The 26,814-nt window shown below is 64.0% G+C and carries 24 protein-coding genes; 20 read left to right on the forward strand and 4 right to left on the reverse strand.

The window, feature by feature from the left end; all coding sequences use genetic code 11:
* The first annotated feature begins 94 nt into the window (after positions 1-94).
* The 4 genes from AC0L2O_RS04800 (at position 95) to boxB (ending at position 5,984) form a co-directional block, all read left to right on the forward strand.
* Positions 95-1,636 (forward strand): benzoate-CoA ligase family protein, encoded by a 1,542-nt coding sequence (locus AC0L2O_RS04800; RefSeq protein ID WP_473368886.1) that lies wholly within the window; start codon positions 95-97, stop codon positions 1,634-1,636.
* A gap of 129 nt (positions 1,637-1,765) precedes the next feature.
* A complete protein-coding gene (locus AC0L2O_RS04805; RefSeq protein ID WP_473368887.1) occupies positions 1,766-2,617 on the forward strand; it encodes an alpha/beta fold hydrolase in 852 nt (283 codons plus the stop codon).
* An 83-nt stretch (positions 2,618-2,700) separates the two neighbouring features.
* Positions 2,701-4,389, forward strand: a complete 1,689-nt coding sequence (gene boxC, locus AC0L2O_RS04810; RefSeq protein WP_473368888.1) for a 2,3-epoxybenzoyl-CoA dihydrolase — start codon at positions 2,701-2,703, stop codon at positions 4,387-4,389.
* 158 nt (positions 4,390-4,547) lie between these two features.
* Positions 4,548-5,984 carry a benzoyl-CoA 2,3-epoxidase subunit BoxB gene (gene boxB, locus AC0L2O_RS04815; protein WP_473368964.1) on the forward strand — a complete coding sequence of 479 codons (1,437 nt, stop codon included), beginning with the start codon at positions 4,548-4,550 and terminating at the stop codon, positions 5,982-5,984.
* Between the two features lie 199 nt (positions 5,985-6,183).
* On the opposite strand, the gene AC0L2O_RS04820 is transcribed toward boxB, so the two are convergent.
* Both AC0L2O_RS04820 and AC0L2O_RS04825 read right to left on the reverse strand, forming a co-directional pair.
* Positions 6,184-6,984 carry an SDR family oxidoreductase gene (locus AC0L2O_RS04820; RefSeq protein WP_473368889.1) on the reverse strand — a complete coding sequence of 267 codons (801 nt, stop codon included), beginning with the start codon at positions 6,982-6,984 and terminating at the stop codon, positions 6,184-6,186.
* A gap of 225 nt (positions 6,985-7,209) precedes the next feature.
* The gene (locus AC0L2O_RS04825; protein ID WP_473368890.1) at positions 7,210-8,268 is read right to left on the reverse strand and encodes a polysaccharide deacetylase family protein; all 1,059 of its coding nucleotides are present in this window, start codon (positions 8,266-8,268) and stop codon (positions 7,210-7,212) included.
* Positions 8,269-8,432: 164 nt separating this feature from the next.
* Between AC0L2O_RS04825 and AC0L2O_RS04830 the strand changes: the two genes are divergently transcribed.
* From AC0L2O_RS04830 to phoB, 10 genes are all read left to right on the forward strand, one after another.
* Positions 8,433-9,827, forward strand: coding sequence for an OmpA family protein (locus tag AC0L2O_RS04830; RefSeq protein ID WP_473368891.1), 1,395 nt, complete (start codon positions 8,433-8,435; stop codon positions 9,825-9,827).
* 2 nt (positions 9,828-9,829) lie between these two features.
* Positions 9,830-10,126 carry a hypothetical protein gene (locus tag AC0L2O_RS04835; RefSeq protein ID WP_369720535.1) on the forward strand — a complete coding sequence of 99 codons (297 nt, stop codon included), beginning with the start codon at positions 9,830-9,832 and terminating at the stop codon, positions 10,124-10,126.
* A gap of 474 nt (positions 10,127-10,600) precedes the next feature.
* Positions 10,601-11,656 (forward strand): putative bifunctional lysylphosphatidylglycerol flippase/synthetase, encoded by a 1,056-nt coding sequence (locus AC0L2O_RS04840; RefSeq protein WP_369720536.1) that lies wholly within the window; start codon positions 10,601-10,603, stop codon positions 11,654-11,656.
* A gap of 32 nt (positions 11,657-11,688) precedes the next feature.
* Complete coding sequence (locus AC0L2O_RS04845) at positions 11,689-12,987, forward strand: ATP-binding protein (RefSeq protein ID WP_473368892.1); 1,299 nt, start codon at positions 11,689-11,691, stop codon at positions 12,985-12,987.
* Positions 12,988-13,130: 143 nt separating this feature from the next.
* Positions 13,131-14,141, forward strand: a complete 1,011-nt coding sequence (pstS, locus tag AC0L2O_RS04850; protein ID WP_409191521.1) for a phosphate ABC transporter substrate-binding protein PstS — start codon at positions 13,131-13,133, stop codon at positions 14,139-14,141.
* Positions 14,142-14,285: 144 nt separating this feature from the next.
* The gene (gene pstC, locus AC0L2O_RS04855) at positions 14,286-15,275 is read left to right on the forward strand and encodes a phosphate ABC transporter permease subunit PstC (RefSeq protein ID WP_473368965.1); all 990 of its coding nucleotides are present in this window, start codon (positions 14,286-14,288) and stop codon (positions 15,273-15,275) included.
* Between the two features lie 4 nt (positions 15,276-15,279).
* Positions 15,280-16,125 carry a phosphate ABC transporter permease PstA gene (gene pstA / locus AC0L2O_RS04860; protein WP_473368893.1) on the forward strand — a complete coding sequence of 282 codons (846 nt, stop codon included), beginning with the start codon at positions 15,280-15,282 and terminating at the stop codon, positions 16,123-16,125.
* A complete protein-coding gene (gene pstB / locus AC0L2O_RS04865) occupies positions 16,122-16,943 on the forward strand; it encodes a phosphate ABC transporter ATP-binding protein PstB (RefSeq protein ID WP_409191522.1) in 822 nt (273 codons plus the stop codon). The genes pstA and pstB overlap by 4 nt, the downstream gene beginning before the upstream one ends.
* An 11-nt stretch (positions 16,944-16,954) precedes the next feature.
* The gene (phoU, locus tag AC0L2O_RS04870) at positions 16,955-17,671 is read left to right on the forward strand and encodes a phosphate signaling complex protein PhoU (RefSeq protein ID WP_369720541.1); all 717 of its coding nucleotides are present in this window, start codon (positions 16,955-16,957) and stop codon (positions 17,669-17,671) included.
* A gap of 22 nt (positions 17,672-17,693) precedes the next feature.
* Positions 17,694-18,401 (forward strand): phosphate regulon transcriptional regulator PhoB, encoded by a 708-nt coding sequence (gene phoB, locus AC0L2O_RS04875; protein ID WP_369720542.1) that lies wholly within the window; start codon positions 17,694-17,696, stop codon positions 18,399-18,401.
* 234 nt (positions 18,402-18,635) lie between these two features.
* Here the strand turns inward: phoB and AC0L2O_RS04880 are convergent, their stop codons facing one another.
* Positions 18,636-19,145, reverse strand: coding sequence for a GcrA family cell cycle regulator (locus AC0L2O_RS04880; RefSeq protein WP_409191523.1), 510 nt, complete (start codon positions 19,143-19,145; stop codon positions 18,636-18,638).
* 448 nt (positions 19,146-19,593) lie between these two features.
* Between AC0L2O_RS04880 and AC0L2O_RS04885 the strand changes: the two genes are divergently transcribed.
* The 3 genes from AC0L2O_RS04885 to AC0L2O_RS04895 all read left to right on the forward strand — a co-directional run bounded on the left by AC0L2O_RS04885 (position 19,594) and on the right by AC0L2O_RS04895 (position 22,982).
* Positions 19,594-20,802: an acetylornithine transaminase gene (locus tag AC0L2O_RS04885; RefSeq protein ID WP_473368894.1), complete on the forward strand. Its 1,209-nt coding sequence runs from the start codon at positions 19,594-19,596 to the stop codon at positions 20,800-20,802.
* Positions 20,802-21,725: an ornithine carbamoyltransferase gene (gene argF / locus AC0L2O_RS04890; protein WP_473368895.1), complete on the forward strand. Its 924-nt coding sequence runs from the start codon at positions 20,802-20,804 to the stop codon at positions 21,723-21,725. Before AC0L2O_RS04885 ends, argF begins: the two co-directional genes overlap by 1 nt.
* A 249-nt stretch (positions 21,726-21,974) precedes the next feature.
* Positions 21,975-22,982: an Hsp33 family molecular chaperone gene (locus AC0L2O_RS04895; protein WP_369720546.1), complete on the forward strand. Its 1,008-nt coding sequence runs from the start codon at positions 21,975-21,977 to the stop codon at positions 22,980-22,982.
* A gap of 145 nt (positions 22,983-23,127) precedes the next feature.
* Here the strand turns inward: AC0L2O_RS04895 and apaG are convergent, their stop codons facing one another.
* On the reverse strand, positions 23,128-23,520 hold the full coding sequence (gene apaG, locus AC0L2O_RS04900) for a Co2+/Mg2+ efflux protein ApaG (protein ID WP_473368966.1): 393 nt from the start codon (positions 23,518-23,520) through the stop codon (positions 23,128-23,130).
* Positions 23,521-23,715: 195 nt separating this feature from the next.
* Between apaG and AC0L2O_RS04905 the strand changes: the two genes are divergently transcribed.
* The 3 genes from AC0L2O_RS04905 to AC0L2O_RS04915 are packed head-to-tail and all read left to right on the forward strand — an operon-like array spanning position 23,716 to position 26,783.
* Positions 23,716-24,987, forward strand: coding sequence for an OpgC domain-containing protein (locus tag AC0L2O_RS04905; protein WP_473368896.1), 1,272 nt, complete (start codon positions 23,716-23,718; stop codon positions 24,985-24,987).
* The gene (locus tag AC0L2O_RS04910) at positions 24,987-25,769 is read left to right on the forward strand and encodes an SGNH/GDSL hydrolase family protein (RefSeq protein WP_409192767.1); all 783 of its coding nucleotides are present in this window, start codon (positions 24,987-24,989) and stop codon (positions 25,767-25,769) included. Before AC0L2O_RS04905 ends, AC0L2O_RS04910 begins: the two co-directional genes overlap by 1 nt.
* Before the next feature lie 12 nt (positions 25,770-25,781).
* Positions 25,782-26,783 carry an SGNH/GDSL hydrolase family protein gene (locus AC0L2O_RS04915; RefSeq protein ID WP_473368897.1) on the forward strand — a complete coding sequence of 334 codons (1,002 nt, stop codon included), beginning with the start codon at positions 25,782-25,784 and terminating at the stop codon, positions 26,781-26,783.
* Positions 26,784-26,814 lie beyond the last annotated feature (31 nt).

Raw genomic sequence — 26,814 nt, forward strand, 5'->3', positions numbered from 1 at the left:
GCATTTTAATGAAACATAATGCGTGATAGCATTGACAGCAAGCCAATGCAGTGTCTTTCTATGAATTATAATTCTAAATTCGGGGGAGACGACCGTGAGCGAGGGATCCTACAACGCGGTGACCTGGCTGCTCGACCGTAACGTCGAGGAGGGCCGCGGCGACAAGGTCGTGTTCGACGACACCGTCTCGCGGCTCACCTATGGCGAGCTCCAACAGCAGACCTGCCGCGCCGCCAACATGCTGCGCCGTCTCGGCGCCCGCCGCGAAGAGCGCGTGGCGATGATCATGCTGGATACGATCGATTTCCCGATCGTGTTTCTGGGCGCGATCCGCGCCGGCATTTTGCCGGTGCCGCTCAACACGCTGCTGACCGCGGATCAATACGCCTACATCCTCGCGGACTGCCGCGCGCGCGTGCTGTTCGTGTCCGAAGCGCTCTATCCCGTCATCAAGGATGTGGTCGGCCGGATGCCGGATCTTGAGCATGTCGTGGTGTCCGGCGCCAAGATGAACGGCCACAAGCAGCTCGCTGAAGAACTCGCGCGCGAAAGCGATCGATTCGCGACGGCCGCGACGCATCCGGACGAGCCGGCGTTCTGGCTGTACTCGTCGGGCTCAACCGGCATGCCCAAGGGCGTGCGCCATCTGCATTCCAACCTGCAGGCGACGGCCGACACCTACGCCAAGCAGGTGCTGGGCATCCGCGAGACCGATATCGGCCTCTCCGCGGCAAAGCTGTTCTTCGCCTATGGCCTCGGCAATGCGCTGACCTTCCCGATGTCGGTCGGCGCCACCACGATTTTGAACAGCGAGCGGCCGACGCCGGCGCGGATGTTCGACCTGATGAATCGCTATAATCCATCGATCTTCTACGGTGTACCGACGCTGTTCGCGGCGATGCTGAACGACGAGGCGATGAAGAACGAGCGTGGCGGCAAATCGCTGCGCATCTGCACCTCCGCCGGCGAGGCGCTGCCGGAATCCGTCGGCAACAGCTGGAAGGCCCGCTTCGGCGTCGACATCCTCGATGGTGTCGGCTCGACCGAGCTGTTGCATATCTTCCTGTCGAACGCGCCCGGCGACATCAAATATGGTTCGTCCGGCAAGCCAGTGCCGGGCTATGCGGTCCGGCTCGTCAATGAAGCGGGCCAGGACGTGGCTGACGGCGAAGTCGGCGAACTGCTGGTCGACGCGCCCTCCGCCGGCGAGGGTTACTGGAATCAGCGTCACAAGAGCCGCCGCACCTTTGAAGGACCGTGGACCCGCACCGGTGACAAATACATCCGGGACACTGAGGGCCGCTACACCTTCTGCGGCCGCGCCGACGACATGTTCAAGGTCTCCGGCATCTGGGTCTCCCCGTTCGAGGTCGAAAGCGCGTTGATCACGCACCCGGCCGTGCTGGAGGCCGCCGTCGTGCCGGAGGCCGATCGGGAGGGCCTGTTCAAGCCCAAGGCCTTCGTCGTGCTGCGCCCCGGCGCAAAGACGACGGAGTTGCAGGAGATGCTGAAGGAGCACGTCAAGCAGAAGATCGGCCCCTGGAAATATCCGCGCTGGATCGACGTGGTGGAGTCGTTGCCGAAGACGGCGACGGGAAAGATCCAGCGGTTCAAATTGCGCGACGGGGCGAATTAGTCAGCTCGTCATTCCGGGGCGATGCGAAGCATCGAACCCGGAATCTCGAGCCGCAAAGACAATATCGAGATTCCGGATCAACTCGCTTTGCGAGTTGTCCGGAATGACGGAGTGAATTGGAAACTCAGCATGACCGACCTCACCCCCACCGGCTTCCTTAGTATCGGCAACACCAGTCTCGAATACAAATGGCTGGCGCCGCATTCTGCGGACGCGCCGAGCATCGTCATGCTGCATGAAGGGCTCGGCTCGGTCGGGCTGTGGGGCGAATTCCCGGAAAAACTTCGGGAGGCGACCGGCGCCGGCATCTTCGCCTACTCGCGTGCGGGCTATGGCCAGTCGAGCCCGGTGATACTGCCGCGGCCGCTCGACTATATGGAGCGCGAGGCGCTCGACGTGCTGCCGAAGGTCCTTGACGCAATCGGCTTCAAGCGCGGCCTGTTGCTCGGCCATTCCGACGGCGCATCGATCGCGGCGATCTATGCGGGCGCGCATCAGGATCACCGGCTCCGGGGCCTCGTGCTGATGGCGCCGCATTTCATCGTCGAGGACATCTCGGTGCTGTCGATCGCGGCGATCAAGACCGCCTATGAGACCACGGACCTCAGGCCAAAACTCGCGCGCTGGCACAAGGATGTCGACAACGCCTTCTATGGCTGGAACGGCGCCTGGCTCGATCCGGCATTCCGCGCCTGGGACATCTCGGAATATCTCGCCTACATCCGCGTTCCCGTGCTGGTCCTACAAGGCGTGGACGACCAGTACGGGACGCTGCGTCAGGCCGAGATCGCGCAGCAAGAATGCTATTGCCCGGTCGATTTGAAAGTCCTTTCAGGCGCTGCGCATTCTCCGCATCGCGAAGCTCCGGGGCAGACGCTTGACGCGATTGAGCAATTTGCAGCAGCGGCCCTGCGCCAAGACATGAAACAACAAGACATGAAACAACAAGACATGAAACAAAATGCATGTACGTCTCGATAACGGGGTAGACGCGCTCACGAATATGCACTATTGTGCATCTAACGGTTTAAACCGAAGATCAAAATCAAGCTCAAGGGTGGCCCATGGCCGGGGAAGATCGGCGCCTCGCAGGCGGCGCGACATTCATCGATTTCCAGACCGACCCGTCGCGGTACCGGCACTGGAAGCTCGCGGTCGAGGGTGACGTTGCGACCCTGACCATGGACGTCGACGAGAATGGCGGCCTGTTCGAGGGCTATCTGCTCAAGCTCAATTCCTACGATCTCGGCGTCGACATCGAACTCGCGGACGCGGTCCAGCGCCTGCGCTTCGAGCACCCCGAGGTGAAGGTCGTAGTGATGCGCTCGGCCAAGAACCGTGTGTTCTGCGCCGGCGCCAATATCCGCATGCTCGCCGGCTCGACCCACGCCCACAAGGTCAATTTCTGCAAGTTCACCAACGAGACCCGCAATGGCATGGAAGACTCCTCGGAGAATTCCGGCCAGCGCTTCATCACGGTTGTGAACGGCTCGGCCGCTGGCGGCGGTTATGAGCTCGCGCTTGCCACCGACCACATCATGCTCGCCGACGATGGCGCGTCGGCGGTTGCGCTCCCCGAGGTGCCGTTGCTTGCGGTGCTGCCGGGCACCGGCGGACTGACCCGCGTCGTCGACAAGCGCAAGGTGCGCCGCGACCACGCGGACTTCTTCTGCACGATCGAGGAAGGCGTGAAGGGCAAGCGCGCCGTGCAATGGCGTCTCGTCGACGAGATCGCGCCGAATTCGAAACTGGAGGCCAAGATCACCGAGCGCGCCCGCGAGTTTGCGGCGGCCTCGAAGCGCAATGGCAGCGGCAAAGGCGTTGCGCTGACGCCGCTCAAGCGCGTGATCGACGCGACCAGCCTGCGCTATGGCTTCGTCACGGTCGACATCGACCGCGCTGCCCGCATCGCCACCATCTCGATCAAGGCGCCGGAGACCGCGCCGCCTGCCGACATCGACGGCATGATGGCGCAGGGCGCCGCGTTCTGGCCGTTGCAAGTGGCACGCGAGCTCGATGATGCCATCCTGCACCTGCGCATCAACGAGCTCGAGATCGCGATGCTGCTGTTCAAGAGCCACGGCGACCGCGCCCACGTGCTCGCCTGCGACGCCTTCCTCGAAACCAATAAGACCCACTGGCTGGTCAACGAGATCCGCCATTACTGGAAGCGCGTGCTCAAGCGCATCGACGTCACCTCGCGTACGCTGGTCACACTGGTCGAGCCCGGCTCGTGCTTTGCCGGTACGCTCGCCGAGCTCGTGTTCGCCGCCGACCGCTCCTATATGCTGATCGGCACCCGTCAGGGCGACAACCGCCCGCCGCCGTCGATCGAGCTCTCCGCGATGAACTTTGGCCCGTATCCGATGAGCCACGGCTTGACGCGCCTGCAATCGCGCTTCCAGGCCGATCCATCCGATGTGAACCGTGCGGAAGACACTATCGGCACGACTCTCGATGCCGAGGCCGCCGAAGAACTCGGGCTCGTCACCTTCGCACTCGACGACATCGACTGGGACGACGAGGTCCGCGTTTTCCTGGAGGAGCGCGCCAGCTTCTCGCCGGACAGCCTCACCGGCATGGAAGCGAGCCTGCGCTTCGTCGGCCCCGAGACGATGGAATCGAAGATCTTCTCGCGCCTGACCGCCTGGCAGAACTGGATCTTCCAGCGCCCCAATGCGGTCGGCGAAGAAGGCGCGCTGCGCCGTTACGGCAGCGGCCAGAAGCCGAAATTCGATATGACGAGAGTGTAACGACATTCACTGCGTCATGGCCGGGCAAAAGCGCGAAGCGCGTCTTCGTACAGATGTCCCGGCCATCCACGTCCTTGGCTCAGAAAGCAAGAACGTGGATGCCCGGTACAAGGCCGGGCATGACGGAAGAGATCGCAAGGAGTACGGCCATGAACATCATGAACGTCGACTACTCGACCAAGATTCCGAACAACGTCAATCTCGCCGAAGACCGCCAGGTCTTGAAGGCGCTGGAAGGCTGGCATCCCGGCTACATGGATTGGTGGAGCGACATGGGGCCGGAGGGTTTTCAGGAATCGCTGGTGTATCTGCGCACGGCCTACTCGGTCGATCCGCGCGGCTGGGCCAAGTTCGACTACGTGCGCATGCCCGACTATCGCTGGGGCATTCTGCTTGCGCCGCAGGAAGAGAACCGCGTGGTGCCGTTCGGCGAGCACTTTGGCGAGCCGGCCTGGCAGGAAGTCCCAGGCGAGTATCGCGCCATGCTGCGCCGCCTGATCGTGATCCAGGGCGACACCGAGCCCGCCTCGGTCGAGCAGCAGCGCCATCTCGGCAAGACCGCGCCTTCGCTCTATGACATGCGCAACCTGTTCCAGGTCAATGTCGAGGAAGGCCGCCATCTCTGGGCGATGGTCTACCTGCTCCAGAAATATTTCGGCCGCGACGGCCGCGAGGAGGCCGACGATTTGTTGCGCCGCCGTTCCGGTGACGCGGATTCGCCGCGGATGCTCGGCGCTTTCAACGAGGCGACGCCGGACTGGCTGTCCTTCTTCATGTTCACCTATTTCACCGACCGTGACGGTAAGATGCAGCTGCACTCGCTGGCGCAGTCGGGCTTCGACCCGCTGTCGCGCACCTGTCGCTTCATGCTGACTGAGGAAGCGCACCACATGTTCGTCGGCGAGACCGGCATCACCCGCGTCGTGCAGCGCACCTGCGATGCGATGAAGGAAGCGGGTATCTCCGATCCGACCGACATTGCGAAAGTCCGCGCGCTCGGTGTGATCGATCTGCCGACGATCCAGAAGAAGCTGAACCTGCACTATACGCTGTCACTTGATCTCTTCGGCTCGGAAGTCTCGACCAACGCGGCCAACGCCTTCAACACCGGTATCAAGGGCCGCTATCATGAAACCCAGATCGACGATGATCACCAGCTCAAGAACGCCACCTATCCGGTGCTCAAGTTCATCGACGGCGAGATCAAGCTGGTGGATGAGCCGGCGCTGACCGCGCTCAACATGCGCCTGCGCGACGATTACAGCCAGGATTGCGTCAAGGGCATGCTGCGCTGGAACAAGGTGATCTCGACCGCGGGATACGACTTCCAGCTCAAGCTGCCCAACGTCGCCTTCCACCGTCACATCGGCGAGTTCAAGGACATCCATGCCACGCCGGATGGACTTTTGATCGACGATGCGACCTGGGCGAAACGCAAGGACGATTGGCTGCCCTCGATCGCGGACGGCGACTTCATCACCTCGCTGATGCAGCCCGTCACCGAGACCGGCCAGTTCGCCTCCTGGATCTCGCCGCCGAAAGTCGGCATCGACAACAAGCCGGGCGATTTCGAGTACGTGAAGATCGAGTCGTAGCGGGGCTGCTAGCGAGACGCAACGGCAGCGAGTCACACTCATCTGTCGTCCCGGCGAAGGCCGGGACCCATAACCACAGGGAGTTGTTTGGCGAAGACTCGTCGTTCGGTACTCCTACCAGCCGCCATCGCGAGATCACGCGGTATGGGTCCCGGCCTTCGCCGGGACGACAGCTGAATGTGCGGCGAGAGCGCCGCCTCTACCCCGCGATCTCCAGCCCCGCGTTCGCGTACACCACGCCGCCGTCCACCGCGATGGTGTTGCCGACCACGTAGTCGCCCGCACGCGAGGCGAGATAGATCGCCAACCCCGCCATGTCCTCATCGGTTCCGATGCGCCGCGCCGGAATGCGCTTTGCGACTTCGTCCGAATGGTCGCGCGCGGCCCGGTTCATGTCGGATTTGAATGCGCCCGGCGCGATCGCGGTGACGTTGATATTGTCCTTGATCAGTTTGGTCGCCATCCGTCGCGTCAGATGGATCACGGCGGCTTTGCTGGCGGCGTAGGAATAGGTCTCGCCCGGATTGACGAAGATGCCGTCGACCGAGGCGATGTTGATGACCTTGGCGGGGCGCTCGCGCGAAGCCGCGGCGCGCAGCGGCTTCGCCAGCGCCTTGGTCAGGAAGAACAGCGACTTGACATTGAGGTCCATCACCTTGTCCCAGCCGCTCTCCGGGAATTCGTCGAACTCCGCACCCCAGGCAGCGCCCGCATTGTTGACGAGGATGTCGAGCTTCGGCTCCAGCTTGATGATCTCGGAGGCGAGCCTGTCGCAGCCTTCCACCGTCGAGATGTCGATCGGCAGCGCGATGCACTCCCCGTCATATTGAGCTGACAGCTCTTTCGCCGTCGCCTCGCACGGCCCGGCCTTCCGCGCGGTGATGTAGACCTTCGCTGCGCCGGCACTGAGAAACCCCGCCGCGATCATCTTGCCGATGCCGCGCGACCCGCCGGTCACGAGCGCGACGCGGCCTTTGAGCGAGAACAGAGCGTTGAACATGATGCCTCCCTTGGTTGGGGACGTTTTGATGCGGGCGGGAAGGGGAGTCAAGGAAGGCGCGACCACGAGACGCGATAGCCGTCCAACCAACTCGGTGTCGTCCCGGCGAAGGCCGGGACCCATAACCCCAGGGAGAACTTTGGCGAAGGCTGGTCGTTCGAGATTAGCATTAAAAGCAATCGAGGGATCACGCGGTATGGGTCCCGGCCTTCGCCGGGACGACGGTTAAGCCGCAGCAAACCGCCGAAAGCCGTTCCACATTGCCGTCGCGGCACCCGAAGTCAGCACGGGCAGTATCCGCGTGTCCTGGTAGTTGCCGTTGAGCGAGACGCGCGGCAGCGCGGTCATGTGGCCGGCATTCTCGGCGAACAGCATGCCGGGCCGTGTCGTCACAGCAGTCTTGAAGCCGGCCGATGCGGCCAGCGCGAATTCGCGGATCCCGGCGGAGTCGCGGTCGCCATAAGGATAGGCGAAGTGCAGCACGGGGCGCTCGAGCGCGTGCTCGATCCGCGCGCGGCTCACGGCCATCTCCTCTGCGGCAGCCTGCTCGCTCTGCCTGGCAAGATTGCAATGGCTGATGGTATGGGCGCCGATCGTCACCAGCGGATCGGCGGCAAACCGTTTCACCTCGTCCCACGACAAGCAGAGGCCGCGGCACAGCGCAGCCATGTCGACACCGTATTTGACGCAAAGCGCCTCGATCTCGCGCTTGAGATCGTGCTCGCCCGGCAGCGCGCGCAGCCAATCGTGCAGGCGGTCGAATGCCGCCTGCTTTGCACCTGGCGTGGTTGCATCGAGCCGCAGCGCGGAATTGCCGATCTGGATCTCGATCTGCTCGGTCCTGGCGATCACGGCTTCCAGCGCGGCCCACCACAGCCGTCCCGTGCCCTCCGCGAAATCGCTGGCGACATAGACGGTCGCGGGCGCATCAAATTCGCGCAGTACCGGCAGGGCATGGTCGCGATTGTCGCGATAGCCGTCGTCGAGGGTGAAGGCGGCGAAGCGGCGGTCGAACCGGCCCTGCACCAGCCGTTCGTGCAACTCGTCCATGTCCACGATGTCGATCTCGCGCGAGCGCAGATGACGCAGCGTCGCGCGCAGGAAGTCGGGAGCGACTTCGAGGTGCCGGTTCGGCTGGAACGCGTCCTCACGGGCCGGCCGCACGCGGTGGAGCATGAAAATGGCACCGACGCCCGACAGTAGCGGGCGCAACAGATGGTGTGCCCCGCTGAAATAAAGTGCCCCCAGGCCGGCGCGGATGACGTTGTTACGCAGTTGTTTCATGGCCGCATGGCCGCCCCCTGGCATTCCGCCCTCAACTTAGGGTGACACCCTTGAAGAAAAAGTTATTCCAATTGTCGGCGCAAGACGCCCGGAGGGGGGCATTTCCGGTTTGACAGCCCGCCAAGGGTTTGTTTTGTCTCCGGTTCCAGAGTTCGGGTCGTCGCATGCAAAAGCTTTTCAGGTGGGCCAGCAAATGGTGGCTGGGGTTGATCCCGCTGGCCCTCATGTGGGGAATTGCGGCCTGGAACAACACCTTGCCGGTCGAGGCGGACCTCTCGGCACGCAGCGCCGCCGCGCTCAAGGACACCGTTCTGGACAAGACCCGGATCGCGGTTGACGGCCGGGACGTCAGACTGGCCGCGGACGCCTTCTCGGAGGAGGGGCGGCGGGACGCGGTCACGGCGGTCGAAAATGTTCCCGGCGTGCGTCTCGTCGACGACGCGACCGGGTTGGTCGCCGAGGCCAAGCCTTTCGTCTGGAACGCCGAGCGCGACGTCGTGCGGGTGACGCTGTCCGGCTCCGCGCCGCTGCCGTCGATGAAGGGCAGGCTGACGGAGGCGGCGCGCAAGGATGTCGGTGGCGCCGAGGTCGCTGACCAGATGGGGCTGGCACGCGGCGCGCCGCCGCGGTTCGAGGCCGCCGCGATGCTCCTGCTCGACCAGATCGGCAAGCTGAAGGACGGCAAGATCACGATCTCCGATACCAAGGTCAATCTGTCCGGCATGGCGCGCGATATCGGTGGGCGCGAGGCGATCGCGGCCGCGCTCAAAAACCTGCCCGAAGGTTTTTCGGTCGCCGCCAATGAGATCAAGGCGCCGCCTTACATCTTCCAGGCCTACAAGGACCCGGTTGCAGCGACGCTGACGCTGACCGGCTACGTGCCCGATAACAACGCCCACGCCACCATCGCGGCGGCCGCGTCGCGAAAGTTCTTCAACGAGAAGGTCGTCGACAATCTCAAGGCCAGCGTCGGTGCACCCGGTGCCTTCAACAGCGCCGTGGTCGCGGCGCTTGGCGCGCTGTCGCGGCTGTCGACCGGCACGCTCGTCGTGTCCGACCGCGAGGTGAAGCTGTCGGGCGACGCGCTGTATGAAGGCGCCGCGAACGACATCCGCGCAGGCCTGGGCAAGGACTTTCCCAAGGCCTGGCAGTACAAGCCCGAGATCACGGTGAAGCCCGCAGCAGGCCCGGTCGACGGCAGCGTCTGCCAGCAATTGTTCTCGGAGCTCCTGGCCAAGGGCAGGATCCGCTTCGAGCCCAAGCGCGCCGACATCGACCCCGATTCCACCGGCATTCTCGACCATCTGATCGAGACGGCGCAGCGTTGCCCCACCACCGATATCGAGGTCGCCGGCCACACCGATTCCGATGGCGAAGATGGCTTCAACCGGGCGCTCTCCGAAAAGCGCGCGCAGGCGGTGATCGATTATCTCGTCAAGGCCGGCCTGCCCGCCAACCGCTTCACCGCGGTCGGTTATGGCAGCACCCAGCCCGTTGCCGGCAACGAGACCGACGACGGCAAGGCGCAAAACCGCCGCATTGAATTTCTGGTGAGGTGAGGATGCCGTATCTGGTCTCGTTTCATTTGGGCTGGTTGATCGGCTCGCTGCTGCTGGGCCTTGCAATGGGCTGGATTTCGGTGGTCCAGCGCGGCAACGGCACCTCGAAGGTGACCGCGCGCTGGCTGGCCGTGCTCGCCGCCGGCCTGGTCGCGGCCTCCTTCGCGCATGTCGTCCCGGGCCGCTTCGGCTACTGGCTTGACCTCGGGCTGACGATGTTCGCCTGCTATCTCGTCGGCTGCACGATCGGTGCGTTGCTGCGCGACCGGGTGGTCTCGCGGAGCATGCCACCGGCCTGAGTCCGAGGACCGGCGGGCGGGCTGTCGGGCGGCTGTCCGGCCCCGTTTTGGAGCACCAGCCCATCTTCACATTTCGGCGGATCGGAAAGTCAGTGACCAACGGTCGGATCGCCCCCTCTTTCAACAGGCGGGTGCGGTCCATAGATTGACGTCAGTTTAAAACGTGACGGAACATTGCGCGGCCGAAATCATCAAAATTTCATGGCCCCTGCGCAGGATCGCCATGGAGATTCGCGTCAGCCTTGCCGCCGAAAGCGCCAAACCGTGCACCCTAAGCCCGCAAACCTGCCTAAAATATTGAAGGCACGTGTTTTTGTACATATTGGCGAATTCCACTCCGCCCGAAAACGCGCTAGTGGAGGGGCGAGGGGCATGCGCGAGGCCAGAGCCGGCGGCGAGGGTTCGTTGAGTGCCTGTGCGTCGTCCGCCTGTCCGCCGGCCGCCCTGGCCGCTGAAGCGTTGTTCGAGGTCTAGATGCTGGTAGCCATACGCAGAGCGATGTCGTTTCTGCGCCAGAAGCAAATCCTGCATAAGCTTGGAGTTGCGATCAGCGTCGCGGTCATCGGCATCGCTTGCTATGTGCTCTACCACATGCTGCGCGGCATCGACACCAACGAGGTGATCGAAGCGATCAAGAGCACCGAGCCGCGCCAGATCGCGATGGCGGCGCTGTTCGTGGCGGCGGGCTATTTTACCCTGACCTTCTACGACATGTTCGCCACGCGCGCGATCGGCCATACCCACGTGCGCTATCGCATCAATGCGCTTGCCGCCTTCACCAGCTATTCGATCGGACACAATGTCGGCGCCAGCGTCTTCACCGGCGGCGCGGTGCGCTACCGGATCTATTCGGCCCACGGCCTGAACGCGATCGACGTTGCCAAGATCTGCTTCCTCGCCGGCCTGACCTTTTGGCTCGGGAACGCCGCGGTGCTGGGCCTCGGCATCTCCTATCATCCGGAGGCGGCGGCTGCGATCGATCAGCTTCCGCCCTGGCTGAACCGGACGTTCGCGATGATGATCATCGTGGGGCTGGTCGCTTATGTGGTCTGGGTCTGGACCCAGCCGCGGGTGGTCGGACGCGGCCCCTGGACCGTGGTGCTGCCGGGCGGCCCCCTGACGCTGCTGCAGATCGCCATCGGCATCATCGATCTCGGCTTCTGCGCGCTGGCCATGTACGTGCTGGTCCCCGACGAGCCCAATCTCGGCTTCGTCGTGGTCGCGGTGATCTTCGTCTCGGCGACGCTGCTCGGCTTCGCCAGCCATTCGCCCGGCGGGCTCGGCGTGTTCGACGCCGCCATGCTGGTCGGGCTTTGGCAGATGGACCGCGAGGAGCTGCTGGGCGGCATGCTGCTGTTTCGGGTCCTCTATTATCTTTCCCCCTTCGTCATATCTGTAATCTTGCTGACGTTTCGCGAAGTTATCATCGGCGCTCGATCGAAACGCCTGCAACAGGCGGCGCTCAAGCTCGATCCAGGTCCGGCGCCGAAAGCCGCCTATGTGAGAGAGCGCCGCGACAGCGGCGCCTGACCGGCGCAAGTCTCCAGGAGAAGCCCGCCCCGATGGCGATCGACGCCCCATCTTCTCCCTCCGCCCAGCCCTGGTCCGACCGGCTGCGGCACTCGACCATCATCCTGATCGCCGCGGCGCTGGCGCTGTCGGTGGTGGTCTCGCTCGGCGAATTGTCGGTGATGCGGGCGGCGACGGTGTTCCTCTGCATCGCGGCCGCGGCGCTCATTCCCTGGCGGCTGCATGATACCGCTGCCTCGCGCGAGGACACCCGCCGCGTCAATCCGGTCGAGAGCGCGGCGGTGGCCGCAGTCGTTGCCGGCATGCCGGATCCGGCGGTGCTGCTCGACCGCGCCGGCCGCGTCATCCATCTCAATGCCGCCGCCGCCCAGCTTGCGCCGGCGCTGCGCCGGAACGAACTCGCCCAGTTCGCGCTGCGCTCGCCGGAGATCATCACGGCACTGCGCGAGTCGATCGCGACCAGCGAGCCGCGGCGCACGACCTATCTCGACCATGTGCCGGTCGACCGCTGGATGGAGCTGACTATCACGCCGGTGCCGGTGCCGACCAATTTCGGCGGTGCCGACAAATGCATGCTGATGACCTTCCACGACCAGACGCCGCTGCGCCGGGTCGAGGAGATGCGCGCCGACTTTGTCGCCAATGCCAGTCATGAACTGCGCACGCCGCTCGCCGCGCTCTCCGGCTTCATCGATACGCTCCAGGGTCAGGCCAAGGACGATCCCAAGGCGCGCGAGCGCTTCCTCGGCATCATGCACAACCAGGCCACCCGCATGGCGCGCCTGATCGACGACCTCCTGTCGCTGTCGCGGGTGGAACTGTCGGCCCATGTGCGGCCCGACACCCTGGTCGACCTGCTGCCGATCATCCTGCAGGTCGCCGACGGGCTCGAACCGCTCGCGCGCGAGCGCCAGGTCGATGTCGAGACCCATTTGCCGCAGGCGCCGGTGATGATCGCCGGTGACCGCGAGGAGCTTCTGCGCCTGTTCGAGAATCTGATCGAGAACGCCCTCAAATACGGCGCCTCCGGCGGCCGCATCATCGTGTCGCTGACCGCGGCACCGGCGACTGATGGAACTCAGGAAATCCGGGTCATGGTGCGCGATTTCGGCCCCGGCATCGCGCCCGAGCATCTGCCGCGGCTGACCGAGCGCTTCTACCGGGTCGACGTCGGCGACAGCCGCTCCCAGGGCGGGACGGGGCTCGGATTATCGCTGGTGAAACATATTCTTAACCGCCATCGCGGCCGGCTTTTGATCGAAAGCGTGCCCAAACAGGGCGCCACTTTCACCGCCTGTTTTCCCCAGGCCAAGCCTGCGGCTTCCGCGTGAAATCGTAACCGCTTCAGCGGGTTAAGACTGTCATCGGACTGTCACCAAACCTTCGTAAAAGCACAGCCGACCGCTCTTAAAGGGGCGGCACGGGAGCGCGATCGGGCGCGGAATGCGCTTCGCTCCCCTGTATGGAGACCAGCATGAATTTCCTCAAGACGATCGTCGTTGCCGGCATGGTCGCCGCATCGACTTCGGCCTTCGCGGCCGACATCACCGGCGCCGGCGCCACGTTCCCGTTCCCGGTCTATTCCAAATGGGCCGACGTCTACAAAAAGGAGACCGGCAACGGTCTGAACTACCAGTCGATCGGTTCTGGCGGCGGCATCAAGCAGATCCAGGCCAAGACCGTGACCTTCGGCGCGACCGACGCGCCGCTCAAGCCCGAGCAGCTCGAGAAGGACGGCCTCGCGCAGTGGCCGATGGTGATGGGCGCGATCGTTCCCGTCGTCAACCTCGAAGGCATCAAGCCCGGCGAGCTGGTGTTCGACGGCGAGACGCTTGCCAACGTCTATCTCGGCAAGATCACCAAGTGGGATGATCCGGCGATCAAGAAGCTCAATCCGAACGTCAAGCTGCCGTCCGACGCGATCACCGTGGTCCGCCGCTCCGACGGTTCGGGCACCACCTTCAACTTCACCAACTATCTCTCCAAGGCCAGCGCCGACTGGAAGAGCAAGGTCGGCGAAGGCACGGCGGTCGAGTGGCCGGTCGGCGTCGGCGCCAAGGGCAACGAAGGCGTTTCCGGCAACATCAGCCAGACCAAGAACTCGATCGGCTATGTCGAGTACGCCTATGCCAAGCAGAACAAGCTGACCTATACCGGCCTCGTCAACAAGGCCGGCAAGACGGTGCAGCCGACGGTCGAAGCCTTCCAGGCCGCCGCTTCCAACGCCGACTGGGCCAAGGCTCCGGGCTACTACGTTATCCTCACCGACCAGCCCGGCGACAAGTCCTGGCCGATCACGGCGGCGACCTTCATCCTGATGCACAAGGACGCGACCGACAAGGCGGCCTCCCAGGAAGCCATCAAGTTCTTCCGCTGGGCCTTCAAGAACGGCGACAAGGCGGCTGAGGAGCTCGACTACATCCCGATGCCCGACAGCGTCGTCCAGCTGATCGAGAAGACCTGGGCTGCCGAGATCAAGAGCTGAGCTCTTCTCTCCGAGCGCGGTGCGACCTGAAGGTAGCACTGCGGACCACACGACTTCGGCCCCGGATCAGCGTCGCGCTGCATCCGGGGCGCAAGAGCGACAACAAGCGTATATCATCTGGTACAGGGGATCGGCGTGGCAGAGATGGCCGTTCAGAGCGATATCGTCGACCACGCCGGACCTTATGACCGCGCCAAGGCGTTGAGCGCGTTCAAGCTCGGCGATGTCACGTTCTACTGGATCACGCGGCTGAGCGCGATCTCGGTGCTTCTGATCCTCGGCGGCATCATCCTGTCGCTGATTGTCGGCGCCTTCCCGGCGATCAAGGAATACGGCTTCGCGTTCCTGTGGACGCAGCGCTGGGCGCCGTCGGCCGATCCGCCCGTGCTCGGCGCGCTCGGGCCGATGTACGGTACCCTGGTCACCTCCTTCATCGCGATGCTGATCGCCATTCCCGTTGGCCTCGGCATTGCGATCTTCCTGACCGAGCTCTGCCCGCAATGGCTGCGCCGCCCGATCGGCATGGCGATCGAGCTGCTCGCCGGCATTCCCTCGATCATCTACGGCATGTGGGGTTTCTTCGTGCTGGGCCCGTTCCTGGCCAACACGTTCCAGCCGTTCATGATCAAGATCTTCGACGGCGTCCCCGTGCTCGGCGCGATCTTCGCCGGCCCGCCGTCCTATCTCAGCCTGTTCAACGCCGCGCTGATCCTCGCCATCATGGTGCTGCCCTTCATCACGTCGATCTCGGTCGACGTGTTCAAGACCGTGCCGCCGGTGCTGAAAGAGGCCGCCTACGGCGTCGGCTGCACCACCTGGGAAGTCGTCCGCAGCGTGGTGATCCCCTACACCCGGGTCGGCGTGATCGGCGGCGTCATGCTGGCGCTCGGCCGCGCGCTCGGCGAGACCATGGCGGTGACCTTCATCATCGGCAACTCGTTCCGCATCTCGCCCTCGATCTTCGCGCCGGGCACCACGATCTCGGCGGCGATCGCATCCGAATTCGCCGAGAGCGACGGCCTGCACCAGTCCGGCCTGATCCTGCTCGGCCTGCTGCTATTCGTGCTGACGTTCTTCGTGCTCGCGGCGGCGCGGCTGATGCTGATGCGGCTGGAAAAGAGGGCGGGGAACTGAAGCCATGAACCCGATCTATTCCCGCCGCCGCCGCAAGGACATCGTCATCCGCGGGCTCTGCATCGCCGCAACCGCGTTCGGCGTCACTTGGCTTGCGCTGATCCTGATCACGCTGCTCTACAATGGCCTCGCCGGACTCAATTTCCAGCTCTTCACCGAGAATACGCCGCCACCCGGATCGAACGAGGGCGGCCTGCTCAACGCCATCGTCGGCTCGCTGATCATGACCGTGATCGGCGTCGGCATCGGCGCGCCGCTCGGCATGTTCGCCGGCACCTATCTCGCCGAGTACGGCCGCAACGACCGGCTGACCTCGGTCATCCGCTTCATCAACGATATCCTGCTCTCGGCGCCCTCGATCATCATCGGCCTGTTCATCTACGGCGCAGTGGTGGTGCCGATGCGCGGCTTCTCGGCAATCGCGGGTGCGCTGGCGCTCGCCGTGATCGTGATCCCGGTGGTGCTGCGCACGACCGAGGACATGCTGCTCCTGGTGCCGAATGCGCTGCGTGAGGCAGCCTCCGCGCTCGGCCTGCCGCGCTCGCTGGTGATCAAGCGGATTGCCTATCGTTCTGCCCGTTCCGGTCTCATCACCGGCGTGCTGCTCGCCACCGCGCGTGTTGCCGGCGAAACCGCGCCGCTGCTGTTCACCGCGTTGTCGAACCAGTTCTTCAGCCTGGGCCTGAACAAGACCATGGCGAACCTGCCGGTCACCATCAACAACTTCGTGCAGAGCCCCTATGCCTACTGGAAGCAGCTGGCCTGGAGCGGCGCGCTGCTCATCACCCTGACCGTTCTTGCCCTGAATATTGGCGCGCGCATTCTTGGCGCCGAGAGGACCGCAACATGAGTGATCTGTCCGTATCGATGAGCGCGGCCGGTGGACTGCCGCACGCGCCGGTGCTGCCCGAGGCGCCCCCCAAGGTGACCGTGCGCAACCTGAACTTCTACTATGGCGAGCACCACGCGCTGAAGAACATCAACCTGACGCTCGGTGCCAACCGCGTCACCGCGTTCATCGGCCCGTCGGGCTGCGGCAAGTCGACCCTGCTGCGCATCTTCAACCGGATGTACGATCTCTATCCGGGCCAGCGCGCCACCGGTCAACTCATGCTGGACCAGACCAACATCCTCGATGCCAAGCTCGACCTCAATCTGCTGCGTGCCCGCGTCGGCATGGTGTTCCAGAAGCCGACGCCGTTCCCGATGACGATCTACGAGAACATCGCTTTCGGCATCCGCCTTTACGAGAAGATATCGAAATCGGAGATGGACGACCGCGTCGAGAAGGCGCTGCGTGGCGGCGCGTTGTGGAACGAGGTCAAGGACAAGCTCAACGCCTCCGGCCTCTCGCTCTCCGGCGGCCAGCAGCAGCGCCTCTGCATCGCCCGTACGGTCGCGGTGCGACCCGAGGTGATCCTGTTCGACGAGCCCTGCTCGGCGCTCGACCCGATCTCGACCGCCAAGGTCGAGGAGCTGATCCAGGAATTAGCCGAGAGCTACACGATTGCGATCGTCACCCACAACATGCAGCAGGCGGCCCGCGTCTCCGACAAGACCGCCTTCATGTATCTCGGCGAGCTGATCGAATTCGACGACACCAGCAAGATCTTCACGTCGCCGACCGATCGGCGCACGCAGGATTATATCACCGGCCGGTTCGGCTGAGGAGACGGGACATGGGTTCTGAACATACCGCAAAGGCTTTCGACACCGATCTCCAGGAGCTCACGCGCCTGGTCGCCGAAATGGGCGGGATCGCCGAGCGCATGATCGTCGATTCCGTCGACGCCCTGATCCGCCGCGACGTCGCGCTCGGCCAGCGCGTCGTCACCACCGACGCTGAGCTCGATACGCTCCAGAGACGCATCGAGGAGCGCGCGGTGCTCACGATCGCCCGCCGCCAGCCGATGGCGGTCGACCTGCGCGAGATCGTCGGCGCCATGCGCGTTGCGACCGATCTCGAGCGCATCGGCGACCTCGCCAAGAACATGGGCAAGCGCGTCGCGGCGCTGGAGACCGATTTCCATCCGCTCAAGCTGTTCCGCGGCCTCGAGCACATGACCGATCTCGTGCAGCAACAGGTCAAGTCGGTGCTCGACGCCTATGCCGCGCACGATCTGCCGGCGGCCATGGCGGTGTGGAAGGGTGACGAGGAAGTCGACGCCATCTGCACTTCGCTGTTCCGCGAGCTCCTCACCTACATGATGGAAGATCCGCGCAACATTTCGTTCTGCATCCACCTGATGTTCTGCGCCAAGAACATCGAGCGGATCGGCGATCACGCCACCAACGTCGCCGAGACCGTGTTCTACATGATCGAAGGTCAGGCCATGACCGACAAGCGGCCGAAGGGCGACATGACAACCTTCGCCACGACCCTCCCGAATATTTGAATCATCAAGGAGCGACGGCACCATGGGCGCACGCATTATGGTGGTTGAGGACGAGGAAGCTCTGACCGAGCTTCTCCGCTACAACCTCGAAGGCGACGGCTATGACGTCGAGACGGTGATGCGCGGCGACGACGCCGATACCCGTCTCAAGGAGCATCTTCCCGATCTGATCGTGCTCGACTGGATGCTGCCCGGCCTCTCCGGCATCGAACTGTGCCGTCGGCTGCGGGCGCGATCCGACACCAAGCAGTTGCCGATCATCATGCTCACCGCGCGCGGCGAGGAGAGCGAGCGGGTGCGGGGATTGGCGACCGGCGCCGACGACTACATCGTCAAGCCGTTTTCGGTGCCCGAGCTGTTGGCCCGCGTGAAGGGCCTGCTCAGGCGTGCAAGCCCCGAGCGGCTCGCCACCGTGCTCGCCTTTGGCGACATCGAGCTCGACCGTGACAAACGGCGTGTGGCGCGCTCGGGCCGGCCGATCGATCTCGGCCCGACCGAATATCGCCTGTTGGAGTTTTTCCTGGAGCATCCCGGCCGCGTATTCTCGCGCGAGCAGCTGCTCGACAGCGTCTGGGGCCGCGACATCTATATCGACGAGCGCACCGTGGACGTCCATATCGGCCGCCTGCGCAAGCTGCTCAATCTCGGCCGCGAGCAGGACCCGATCCGCACCGTGCGCGGCGCCGGCTATGCGCTGGATGATCGCTTTGCGAAGGCGGAGCAGGCGTAGGGTTTGCAAAGTTTTGGCGACACACTCAGTGTCGTCCCGGTCAAGCGTAAGCGCAGATCCGGGCCCCATAACCAACAGGGGCGTGCTTGTTGCTCGAAAAGCTAACTCCGAGTCCCCGTAACCACATCTTGCGGTGGGTTATGGGTCCCGGATCTACGCGCGCTTGAGGCGCACTTGTCCGGGACGACATCGAGTTTGTTGAGCCGCCGTCGCGTGACGACTCTCAGAACGACCTTACCGCGACGGCTTCACCGGCGCACGGCGGCGATCCGATGCTGGCTGGTAGGCGACGCGCGAGTGCTGGGCGCAATAGGGCAGGCCCGAGAGCGCCCTGCCGCCGCAGAAGAAGAAATCCGCGCTCGAGGGATCGCCGACCGGCCAGTGGCAGGTTGCCTCGTTCAATTCAAGCAGCGACAGCCGCTGGCTCATCGGCACCACGTTGTCGTAGGTGACCGGTTCGGCCTCCATCTCGACCTCGAAGGCCTGCGCCAGCGCGGTGTTGCCGCGCGCGACGGGGCGGGTCACCCGCATCATATGCTGCGCGGGACGCGCCTTGCGCGGCCGTGGAGCAGCTGAAGACGGGCTCTTGGCGCGGCCGGACAGGCCGAGTCTGTGCACCTTGCCGATCACGGCATTGCGGGTCACGTTGCCGAGCTCGGCCGCGATCTGGCTGGCCGAAAGTCCGGCCTCCCAGAGCTTTTTCAGCTGTTCGACGCGATCGTCGGACCAGGTCAAAACCGTCATTGCACCCTTTCCTTCGCCGCGCGCCAGCCATCCTGGGGCACACAGCGAATGCTAAGCCTCGAAAAACCCGTGCCGTCAGAATCCCTTAAGGCTCGTCGGGCGCGCCTAGAACGCCCGAACGCTTACGCCGGTACATGAGGACTTAGAGATCAGAACCGCTGCACGAGATGTCGTATCTGACAAGCCAAACGCTACAATATGGCGTGACTCACGCGCAAGAGTCTGCCGACTCGCTTCCACATGTTCCGTGGCCAAAACCCGCAAATTCGGCACCGCAAGACTACGGATTCAGCCTTTCGCGAGGCTCTCCGGCGGCATTGACACCCGTGATGCCAAGCATAAGATAGTGACACGTGCCGCCCTTAAAAGGCGGCACGTTTCGTTTTCCGGACCAATGATGCGCTGCGCAAGGCGCGTTCAGGCCGTCTGAAACATCCAAGAGACCATCATGACCAACAGCGCCGCGCCGCATTTGCTTCCCGTTTTCGCCAGGGCCGAGATCGGCTTCGAGCGCGGCGAAGGCTGCTGGCTGATTGCCACCAACGGTGATCGCTATCTCGATTTCACCTCGGGCGTGGCGGTGAATGCGCTCGGCCATGCCCATCCCGCGCTGGTGAAGGCATTGCAGGAGCAGGCCACAAAGCTCTGGCACATGTCGAACCTGTTCCAGAGCCCGGACGGCGAGAAGCTCGCGGCCCGCCTTTGCAGTGAGAGCTTTGCGGACTTCGTGTTCTTCTGCAATTCCGGCGCCGAAGCGCTGGAATGCGTGATCAAGGTCGTGCGCCGCTATCAAGCCGTGAAAGGTCACCCCGATCGCTATCGCATGATCACGTTCGAGGGCGCCTTTCACGGCCGCACGCTCGCAACGCTGGCTGCGACGGGCTCGGCAAAATATCTCGAAGGTTTCGGTCCGCCGATGGACGGTTTCGACCAGGTCGCTTTTGGCGACCTCGACGCAGTGAAGAAGGCGATCGGGCCGCAGACCGCGGGCATTCTGATCGAGCCAATTCAAGGCGAGGGTGGCGTGCGTTCGGCGCCCCCGGCGTTCTATCGCGCATTGCGCCAGCTTTGCGACGAACGCGGCCTGTTGCTGGCGTTCGACGAGGTGCAGACCGGCATGGGCCGCACCGGCGACCTGTTTGCGCATCGACGTTTCGGCATCACGCCGGACGTGATGTCGCTGGCCAAGGCGCTCGGCGGCGGCTTTCCGATCGGCGCCTGCCTTGCCACCGCGGAAGCGGCCTCCGGCATGACGCCCGGTTCGCACGGTTCGACCTTCGGCGGCAATCCGCTTGCAATCTCGGCGGCCAATGCGGTGCTCGACGTCATGCTCAAGCCCGGCTTCTTCGACCATGTGCAGAAGATGTCGCTGCTGCTCAAGCAGAAGCTCGCCTCCGTGATCGATCGCCATCCCGACGTTGTCAGCGAACTCCGCGGCGAGGGTCTTCTGATCGGCATCAAGGCCGTGGTGCCCTCCGCCGATCTCGTCGCCGCGCTGCGCGACGAAAAGCTGCTCACCGTCGGCGCCGGCGACAATGTCGTGCGCTTCCTGCCGCCGTTGGTCGTCACCGAGGCGGAGATCGAGGACGGCGTCGCCCGGCTCGAGCGCGCCTGCACCGCGATTTCGGCAGGCCAGACCAAGCGGGCGGCAAGCTGATGAGCAAGACACCAAAGCACTTCCTCGACATCAACGAGCTGCCGCTGTCGGAGCTCGAGAGCATGCTCGCTGCCTCGTCCGCCATGAAGGCGAAGCAGAAGGCGCATCAGCCGGTCAAGCCGCTCGAAGGCAAGACGCTGGCGATGATCTTCGAACGCCCCTCGACGCGGACGCGGGTGTCGTTCGACGTCGCCATGCGCCAGCTCGGCGGTGAGCCCATCATGCTGACCGGCGCGGAAATGCAGCTCGGCCGCGGCGAGACCATCGCCGACACCGCGCGCGTGCTGTCGCGCTATGTCGATGCCATCATGATCCGCATCCTCAACCACGAGGCGCTCTTGGAGCTCGCGGCGAACGCGACCGTGCCCGTCATCAACGGCCTGACCCGGCAATCGCATCCCTGCCAGGTGATGGCCGACCTCATGACCTATCAGGAGCATCGCGGCCCGATCAAAGGCAAGACCGTGGCCTGGACCGGCGACGACAACAATGTGCTGGCGTCCTGGGCTCATGCGGCCGAGCGCTTCAAGTTCCAGCTCAATGTCGCAACGCCTCCGGAGCTCGCGCCGAAGAAGCCGATGCGCGACTGGATCAAGGCCACCGGCGCGCCGATCGTGCTCGGCACCGATGCGGAAGCCGCCGTGCGCGACGCCGATTGCGTCGTCACCGACACTTGGGTGTCGATGGGCGACAAGGAAGGCCAGCACCGCCACAACGTGCTCAAGCCTTACCAGGTCAATGCGAAGCTGATGTCGCTGGCCAAGCCCGACGCGCTGTTCATGCACTGCCTGCCCGCGCATCGCGGCGAGGAGGTCACCGACGAGGTGATAGACGGCCCGCAATCGGTCGTGTTCGACGAGGCCGAGAACCGCCTGCACGCGCAGAAGGGTATCCTGGCCTGGTGCTTCGACGCGGTGAAGTAACGCGGGCCGCGGTGAAGTAGGTTTGGATCGTCGTCCTGGCGAAAGCCAGGACCCATTACCACCGGCTTTCGTTTGACGAAGATCGGCAATTGCCATCCCATGCCGCAACTCCTGCCTGGGGTAATGGGTCCTGGCTTTCGCCAGGACGACACTGAGTTTGCCGTGCTTGCGTGCGATCCAATCGTTGTCCGGAACACTGCGCTCCACGCCCCCCTTCCATTTCCCTCCTCCGACCCCAGATAAAGCGCCATGGTTTCCCAATCCCCTGACATGAACACCGGGCTCGAGGGCCCGGTTCGCGCGCCATCCGCGGTTCCGATCGATGACGCAGTGCTGCCTTACGAGGTTGACGCGCTCGATGTGCGCGGGCGGCTGGTGCGGCTTGGTCCGGCACTCGACGAGATCCTGACCCGGCACGATTATCCCGCGCCGGTCGGCAAGCTGCTGGGCGAGGCCATCGTGCTGACGACGCTGCTCGGCTCGGCGCTGAAATTCGAGGGCCGTTTCATCCTCCAGGCCCAGACCGACGGTCCGGTGTCGTTCCTGGTGGTGGACTACAACGCGCCGGATCGCTTGCGCGCCTATGCCCGCTATGACGCCTCGCGCCTTACCGGGGCAAAGGATTCCGGCGCCTTGCTCGGCCACGGCCATCTCGCCATGACCATCGACCAGGGGCCAGACATGAGCCGCTATCAGGGCCTCGTCGCGCTCGACGGCGGCAGCCTGGAGGACGCCGCCCACGAATATTTCCTGCGCTCCGAGCAGATCCCGACGCGCGTCCGCCTCGCGGTCGGCGAGGAGTGGCGCTCGAACGACGGCGGCAAGCATCGCTGGCGCGCCGGTGGCATGCTGATGCAGTTTTTGCCGAAGGCGCCGGAGCGCGCGCGGCAGGCCGACCTGCATCCCGGCGATGCGCCCGAAGGCATCGAAGTGCACAGCGTCGCCGAGGACGATGCCTGGGTCGAGGCGCGCTCGCTGATCGAGACCGTCGAGGACGTCGAGCTGATCGATCCGGATCTCTCCGGTGAGCGGCTGCTCTATCGCCTCTTCCATGAGCGCGGCGTCCGCGTGTTCAAGCCGCTGAGCCTGAAAGCGCAATGCTCCTGCTCGCGTGATGCGGTCGCTTCGATGCTGAAGAGCTTTTCGCCCGACGATCGCGCCGCGATGGTCAAGGACGACAAGGTCGTGGTGACCTGCGAGTTCTGTAGCTCGGTGTATGAATTCACACCGCATGATGCGGGCGTGGAAGACGCGTAAGGGGTCATTCTCCGTCATTGCGAGGCACGCATTCGGTGTCATCGTCCGACTTGATCGGGCGATCCAGTACTCCGAAACGTCAGTGATCGAGCCGATAGGCCGCGGCGTGCTGGATTCCCCGCCTTCGCGGGGAATGACAGGTAGGCTAGTTTAACACCCTCTTGTTGTCCGGGCTGTCCAGCGAGAACGTCGGCACGTCGATCTCGAAACGCTCGCCGCTTTCGCTGACCATCTGGTAGCGGCCGGTCATGAAGCCGGAGGCGGTCGTGAGCGGGACGCCGGAGGTGTATTCGAAGCTCTCACCGGGCGCCAGGGTGGGCTGTTCGCCGATCACGCCTTCACCCTTGACCTCCTGCTGCCGGCCGGAGGCGTCGGTGATGATCCAGTGCCGCCGCTTGAGCTGCACGGTCTCGTTGCCGGCATTGGTGATCACGATGGTGTAGGACCAGAAATAGCGCGAGAGGTCGGCCGACGACTCCTCCGGAACAAAGTTCGGCTCGACGGTGACTTCGATCTGGCGGGTCATGGCGCGGTACATGGCTGCCATCATAACGAAATCCTGGACGGGAACCAAACGCCGCAACCGCCTTTCGCGACATCGTGCCGCCAGAATTGGCAGGGAAGTACACGCCTAGGGAATTGCACCTTATGTGATCCGGCCGCTTTGCGAGGCGGCGACTGGACCTGTACACTCCTCCCACGTCGCGATTTGCAGAAGGGTTTTGGGCCCCCGATGACCATTGCCGATCAAGTGACGGGATCGACGATCGCGGGAACCGCGGGTGCCAAGCCCGTGGAAGCGAGAGCCGTGGAAGCCAAGCTGCGCGCCGGCGCGCCGGCCATCACGCTGCCCGTCATCGGCGAGCGCGAGCTGCGGCTCGATCTGTTCCGTGGGCTGGCGCTGTGGCTGATCTTCATCGACCATTTGCCGACCAACCTGCTCACCTGGTTCACGATCCGCAATTACGGCTTCAGCGACGCCACCGAAATCTTCATCTTCATCTCCGGCTACACCGCCGCCTTCGTCTACGGCCGTGCGATGCTGGAGTCCGGCGTCGTCATCGCCACTGCGCGCATCCTGCGCCGGGTCTGGCAGATCTATGTCGCCCACGTCTTCCTGTTCACGATCTTCCTCGCCGAAATCTCCTACGTCGCGACCAGCTTCGAGAACCCGCTCTACACCGAAGAGATGGGCATCATGGATTTTCTCAAGCAGCCCGACGTCACGATCGTGCAGGCGCTGCTGTTGCGCTTTCGCCCCGTCAACATGGACGTGCTGCCGCTCTACATCGTGCTGATGCTGGCGCTGCCCTTGATCCTGTGGTCGATGAAATGGAAGCCCGACCTCACGCTCGGCTTCTCGGTCCTGCTCTACGCGCTGACCTGGCAATACGACCTTTATTTCTCGGCCTATCCGAACGGCTTCTGGGCGTTCAATCCGCTGGCCTGGCAATTGCTGTTCGTGTTCGGGGCATGGTGCGCGCTCGGGGGCGCGCGCCGCATGTCTCGCATTCTGGTGTCCCCGGTCACGATGTGGATCTCGATCGCCTATCTGGTCGCGGCGTTCTACGTCACGCTGACCTGGTACGTGCCGCAGCTCTCGCAGTTCATGCCGAAGCGGCTCGAGCAGTGGATGTATCCGATCGACAAGACCGACCTTGACGTGCTGCGCTTCACGCATTTCCTGGCGCTGGCCGCGCTCACCGTGCGCTTCCTGCCGCGGGACTGGCCGGGCCTGAAATCACCGTGGCTGCGCCCGCTGATCGTGTGCGGCCAGCATTCCCTTGAGATATTCTGCCTCGGCGTCTTCCTGGCCTTTGCCGGCCATTTCATCCTGGCCGAGGTCTCAGGGGCACCGGCCATGCACGCGCTGATTAGTCTCTCCGGAATCCTGATCATGTGGGCGATGGCATGGGTCATTTCGTGGTACAAGCGCGTGGCCGACAAGAGCGGGTCGAAAAACAAAAGCGCCGTCGGCAGCGCCGATATGGCCGGAGGGGGCTGATGAAGGCGAAGGTTCTCCTGAGCCTGATGCTGGTATGCGGGTGCCTCGCCGCGCCCCCGGCGCGTGCGAACGATGCTGCGCCAGCCGCCGAGCCTGCCGCGCCCGCAGCCTGCGAATTGCCGTCCTATCTGCTCACCAGCGAAAGCCGCCTTCCCAAGGTGGCCGAGGCCATCAAGGCCGGCAAACCGCTCGAAATTCTCGTGATCGGCAGTCGCTCAACGACGATTCCATCGTCGGAGAGCAGCTCGTATCCGGCGCGCATGGAGATGATCCTCAAGGAGAAGCTGCCGCCATCGGAAGCCGTGCACGTCTCCGTAGAAATACAGAGCAAGAGAACCGCGGAGGAGGCCGCGACCACCTTTGTTAAGCTGATGGAAGCAAAAGCACCTACTTTGGTCATCTGGCAGACCGGGACGGTAGATGCTATCCGATCCATTGATCCCGAGGATTTTCGCAGCGCGGTGACCGACGGGGTTACTGCGTTGCAAAATGCGGGGGCTGACGTCGTGTTGATGAATTTGCAGTACAGCCCGCGTACCGAAACCATGATCTCGGCGCCGCCCTATCTCGACAATTTGCGGGTGGTGGCGCAGGAGCATGATGTGCCGCTGTTCGACCGTTTCGCGATCATGCGGCAGTGGAATGATCAGGGCCAGTTCGACCTGTTCAGCCCGTCCCGCGGGCCTGAACTGGCGAAGCAGGTCCATGATTGCCTTGGCCGGGCGTTGGCGCAGTTCGTGATCGACGCTGCCCATCTGGAGCCGGCCCAGCAGCAAAATTGAGGTCTAGCGTTAATGAGTTCTCTCCGCCCTTTTTGCCTGACGACATGGCTGGCTGCAGCCGCAGCGGCGGCGCTGCTGTTGCTGGCGCCGGTCTCGCTGGCACCAGCTCACGCACAAGCCGCGCAAGCAACGCCGGCCCCGGCACAGACGGCTGATCCCGCTCCTGCATCATCAGCCCAGACCACGGCCGCTGCGGCCAGCCAGCCGCCTGCCGAGCAGCGCGGCCTCACCTCGCGCGCCATCGATAAAGTGAAGCAGGTCGCGAAATCCGCTGGCGACATCTTCAGCCGCGTACCCTGTCTGGCGCCGAAGGGCGCAGCGAAGGCGATGGGCTCGCTGCCGCATGTCGCGAACAAGCTCGTCGCCGGAAAGCCGGTCGTGATCGTCGCGTTCGGCTCGTCGTCGACCGCAGGTTACGGCGCGAGCTCACCGGACTTCAACTATCCGAACCGTCTCGCCGCGCAGCTGCGCCGGCAGTATCCGACCGCCGACATCTCCGTCATCAATGCCGGCGTCGGCGGCGAGGACGCGCCCGAGATGATGAAGCGCCTCCAGAAGGAGGTGATCGACGTACATCCGGATCTCGTGATCTGGCAGGTCGGCACCAATGCCGTGCTGCGCAACCTCGATCCCGGCGATACCGCCAAGATGGTCGGGGACGGCATCTCCCGCATCCAGGCCGGCGGCGGCACCGACGTGGTGCTGGTCGATCCGCAATATTCGCCGCAGGTGACGCAGCGCGCGGAGAGCGCCGGAAAAATGGTGAAGCTGCTCGGTAAGGTCGCCGAGCTCCGCCACGTCGGCATCTTCCCGCGTTTCGAAGTGATGCGCGACTGGCACGAGAAGCAGGCGATTCCGGTCGAGAGCTTCGTGATCTCCGACGGCTTGCACATGAACGATTGGGGCTACGCCTGCTTCGCCCAGCTGCTCGGCGACGACATCATCCACTCGGTCGGCCAGATCAAGCTCGGCGTAAACGTGCCGGCGGATGTGCGGACCTACCGGCCGATGTAGGTGTCGTAGGGTGGGCAAAGGCGCGCTCTTT

This window comes from Bradyrhizobium sp. Kon10 (assembly GCF_055807395.1).

What these genes read in the sequence shown, in the direction of transcription:
- AC0L2O_RS04805 (WP_473368887.1), top strand. Translation starts at nt 1,766, where the DNA reads ATGACCGACCTCACCCCCACCGGCTTCCTTAGTATCGGCAACACCAGT.
- boxC (WP_473368888.1), top strand. Translation starts at nt 2,701, where the DNA reads ATGGCCGGGGAAGATCGGCGCCTCGCAGGCGGCGCGACATTCATCGAT.
- boxB (WP_473368964.1), top strand. Translation starts at nt 4,548, where the DNA reads ATGAACGTCGACTACTCGACCAAGATTCCGAACAACGTCAATCTCGCC.
- AC0L2O_RS04820 (WP_473368889.1), bottom strand. Translation starts at nt 6,984, where the DNA reads ATGTTCAACGCTCTGTTCTCGCTCAAAGGCCGCGTCGCGCTCGTGACC.
- AC0L2O_RS04825 (WP_473368890.1), bottom strand. Translation starts at nt 8,268, where the DNA reads ATGAAACAACTGCGTAACAACGTCATCCGCGCCGGCCTGGGGGCACTT.
- AC0L2O_RS04830 (WP_473368891.1), top strand. Translation starts at nt 8,433, where the DNA reads ATGCAAAAGCTTTTCAGGTGGGCCAGCAAATGGTGGCTGGGGTTGATC.
- AC0L2O_RS04835 (WP_369720535.1), top strand. Translation starts at nt 9,830, where the DNA reads ATGCCGTATCTGGTCTCGTTTCATTTGGGCTGGTTGATCGGCTCGCTG.
- AC0L2O_RS04840 (WP_369720536.1), top strand. Translation starts at nt 10,601, where the DNA reads ATGCTGGTAGCCATACGCAGAGCGATGTCGTTTCTGCGCCAGAAGCAA.
- AC0L2O_RS04845 (WP_473368892.1), top strand. Translation starts at nt 11,689, where the DNA reads ATGGCGATCGACGCCCCATCTTCTCCCTCCGCCCAGCCCTGGTCCGAC.
- pstS (WP_409191521.1), top strand. Translation starts at nt 13,131, where the DNA reads ATGAATTTCCTCAAGACGATCGTCGTTGCCGGCATGGTCGCCGCATCG.
- pstC (WP_473368965.1), top strand. Translation starts at nt 14,286, where the DNA reads ATGGCCGTTCAGAGCGATATCGTCGACCACGCCGGACCTTATGACCGC.
- pstA (WP_473368893.1), top strand. Translation starts at nt 15,280, where the DNA reads ATGAACCCGATCTATTCCCGCCGCCGCCGCAAGGACATCGTCATCCGC.
- pstB (WP_409191522.1), top strand. Translation starts at nt 16,122, where the DNA reads ATGAGTGATCTGTCCGTATCGATGAGCGCGGCCGGTGGACTGCCGCAC.
- phoU (WP_369720541.1), top strand. Translation starts at nt 16,955, where the DNA reads ATGGGTTCTGAACATACCGCAAAGGCTTTCGACACCGATCTCCAGGAG.
- phoB (WP_369720542.1), top strand. Translation starts at nt 17,694, where the DNA reads ATGGGCGCACGCATTATGGTGGTTGAGGACGAGGAAGCTCTGACCGAG.
- AC0L2O_RS04880 (WP_409191523.1), bottom strand. Translation starts at nt 19,145, where the DNA reads ATGACGGTTTTGACCTGGTCCGACGATCGCGTCGAACAGCTGAAAAAG.
- AC0L2O_RS04885 (WP_473368894.1), top strand. Translation starts at nt 19,594, where the DNA reads ATGACCAACAGCGCCGCGCCGCATTTGCTTCCCGTTTTCGCCAGGGCC.
- argF (WP_473368895.1), top strand. Translation starts at nt 20,802, where the DNA reads ATGAGCAAGACACCAAAGCACTTCCTCGACATCAACGAGCTGCCGCTG.
- AC0L2O_RS04895 (WP_369720546.1), top strand. Translation starts at nt 21,975, where the DNA reads ATGGTTTCCCAATCCCCTGACATGAACACCGGGCTCGAGGGCCCGGTT.
- apaG (WP_473368966.1), bottom strand. Translation starts at nt 23,520, where the DNA reads ATGTACCGCGCCATGACCCGCCAGATCGAAGTCACCGTCGAGCCGAAC.
- AC0L2O_RS04905 (WP_473368896.1), top strand. Translation starts at nt 23,716, where the DNA reads ATGACCATTGCCGATCAAGTGACGGGATCGACGATCGCGGGAACCGCG.
- AC0L2O_RS04910 (WP_409192767.1), top strand. Translation starts at nt 24,987, where the DNA reads ATGAAGGCGAAGGTTCTCCTGAGCCTGATGCTGGTATGCGGGTGCCTC.
- AC0L2O_RS04915 (WP_473368897.1), top strand. Translation starts at nt 25,782, where the DNA reads ATGAGTTCTCTCCGCCCTTTTTGCCTGACGACATGGCTGGCTGCAGCC.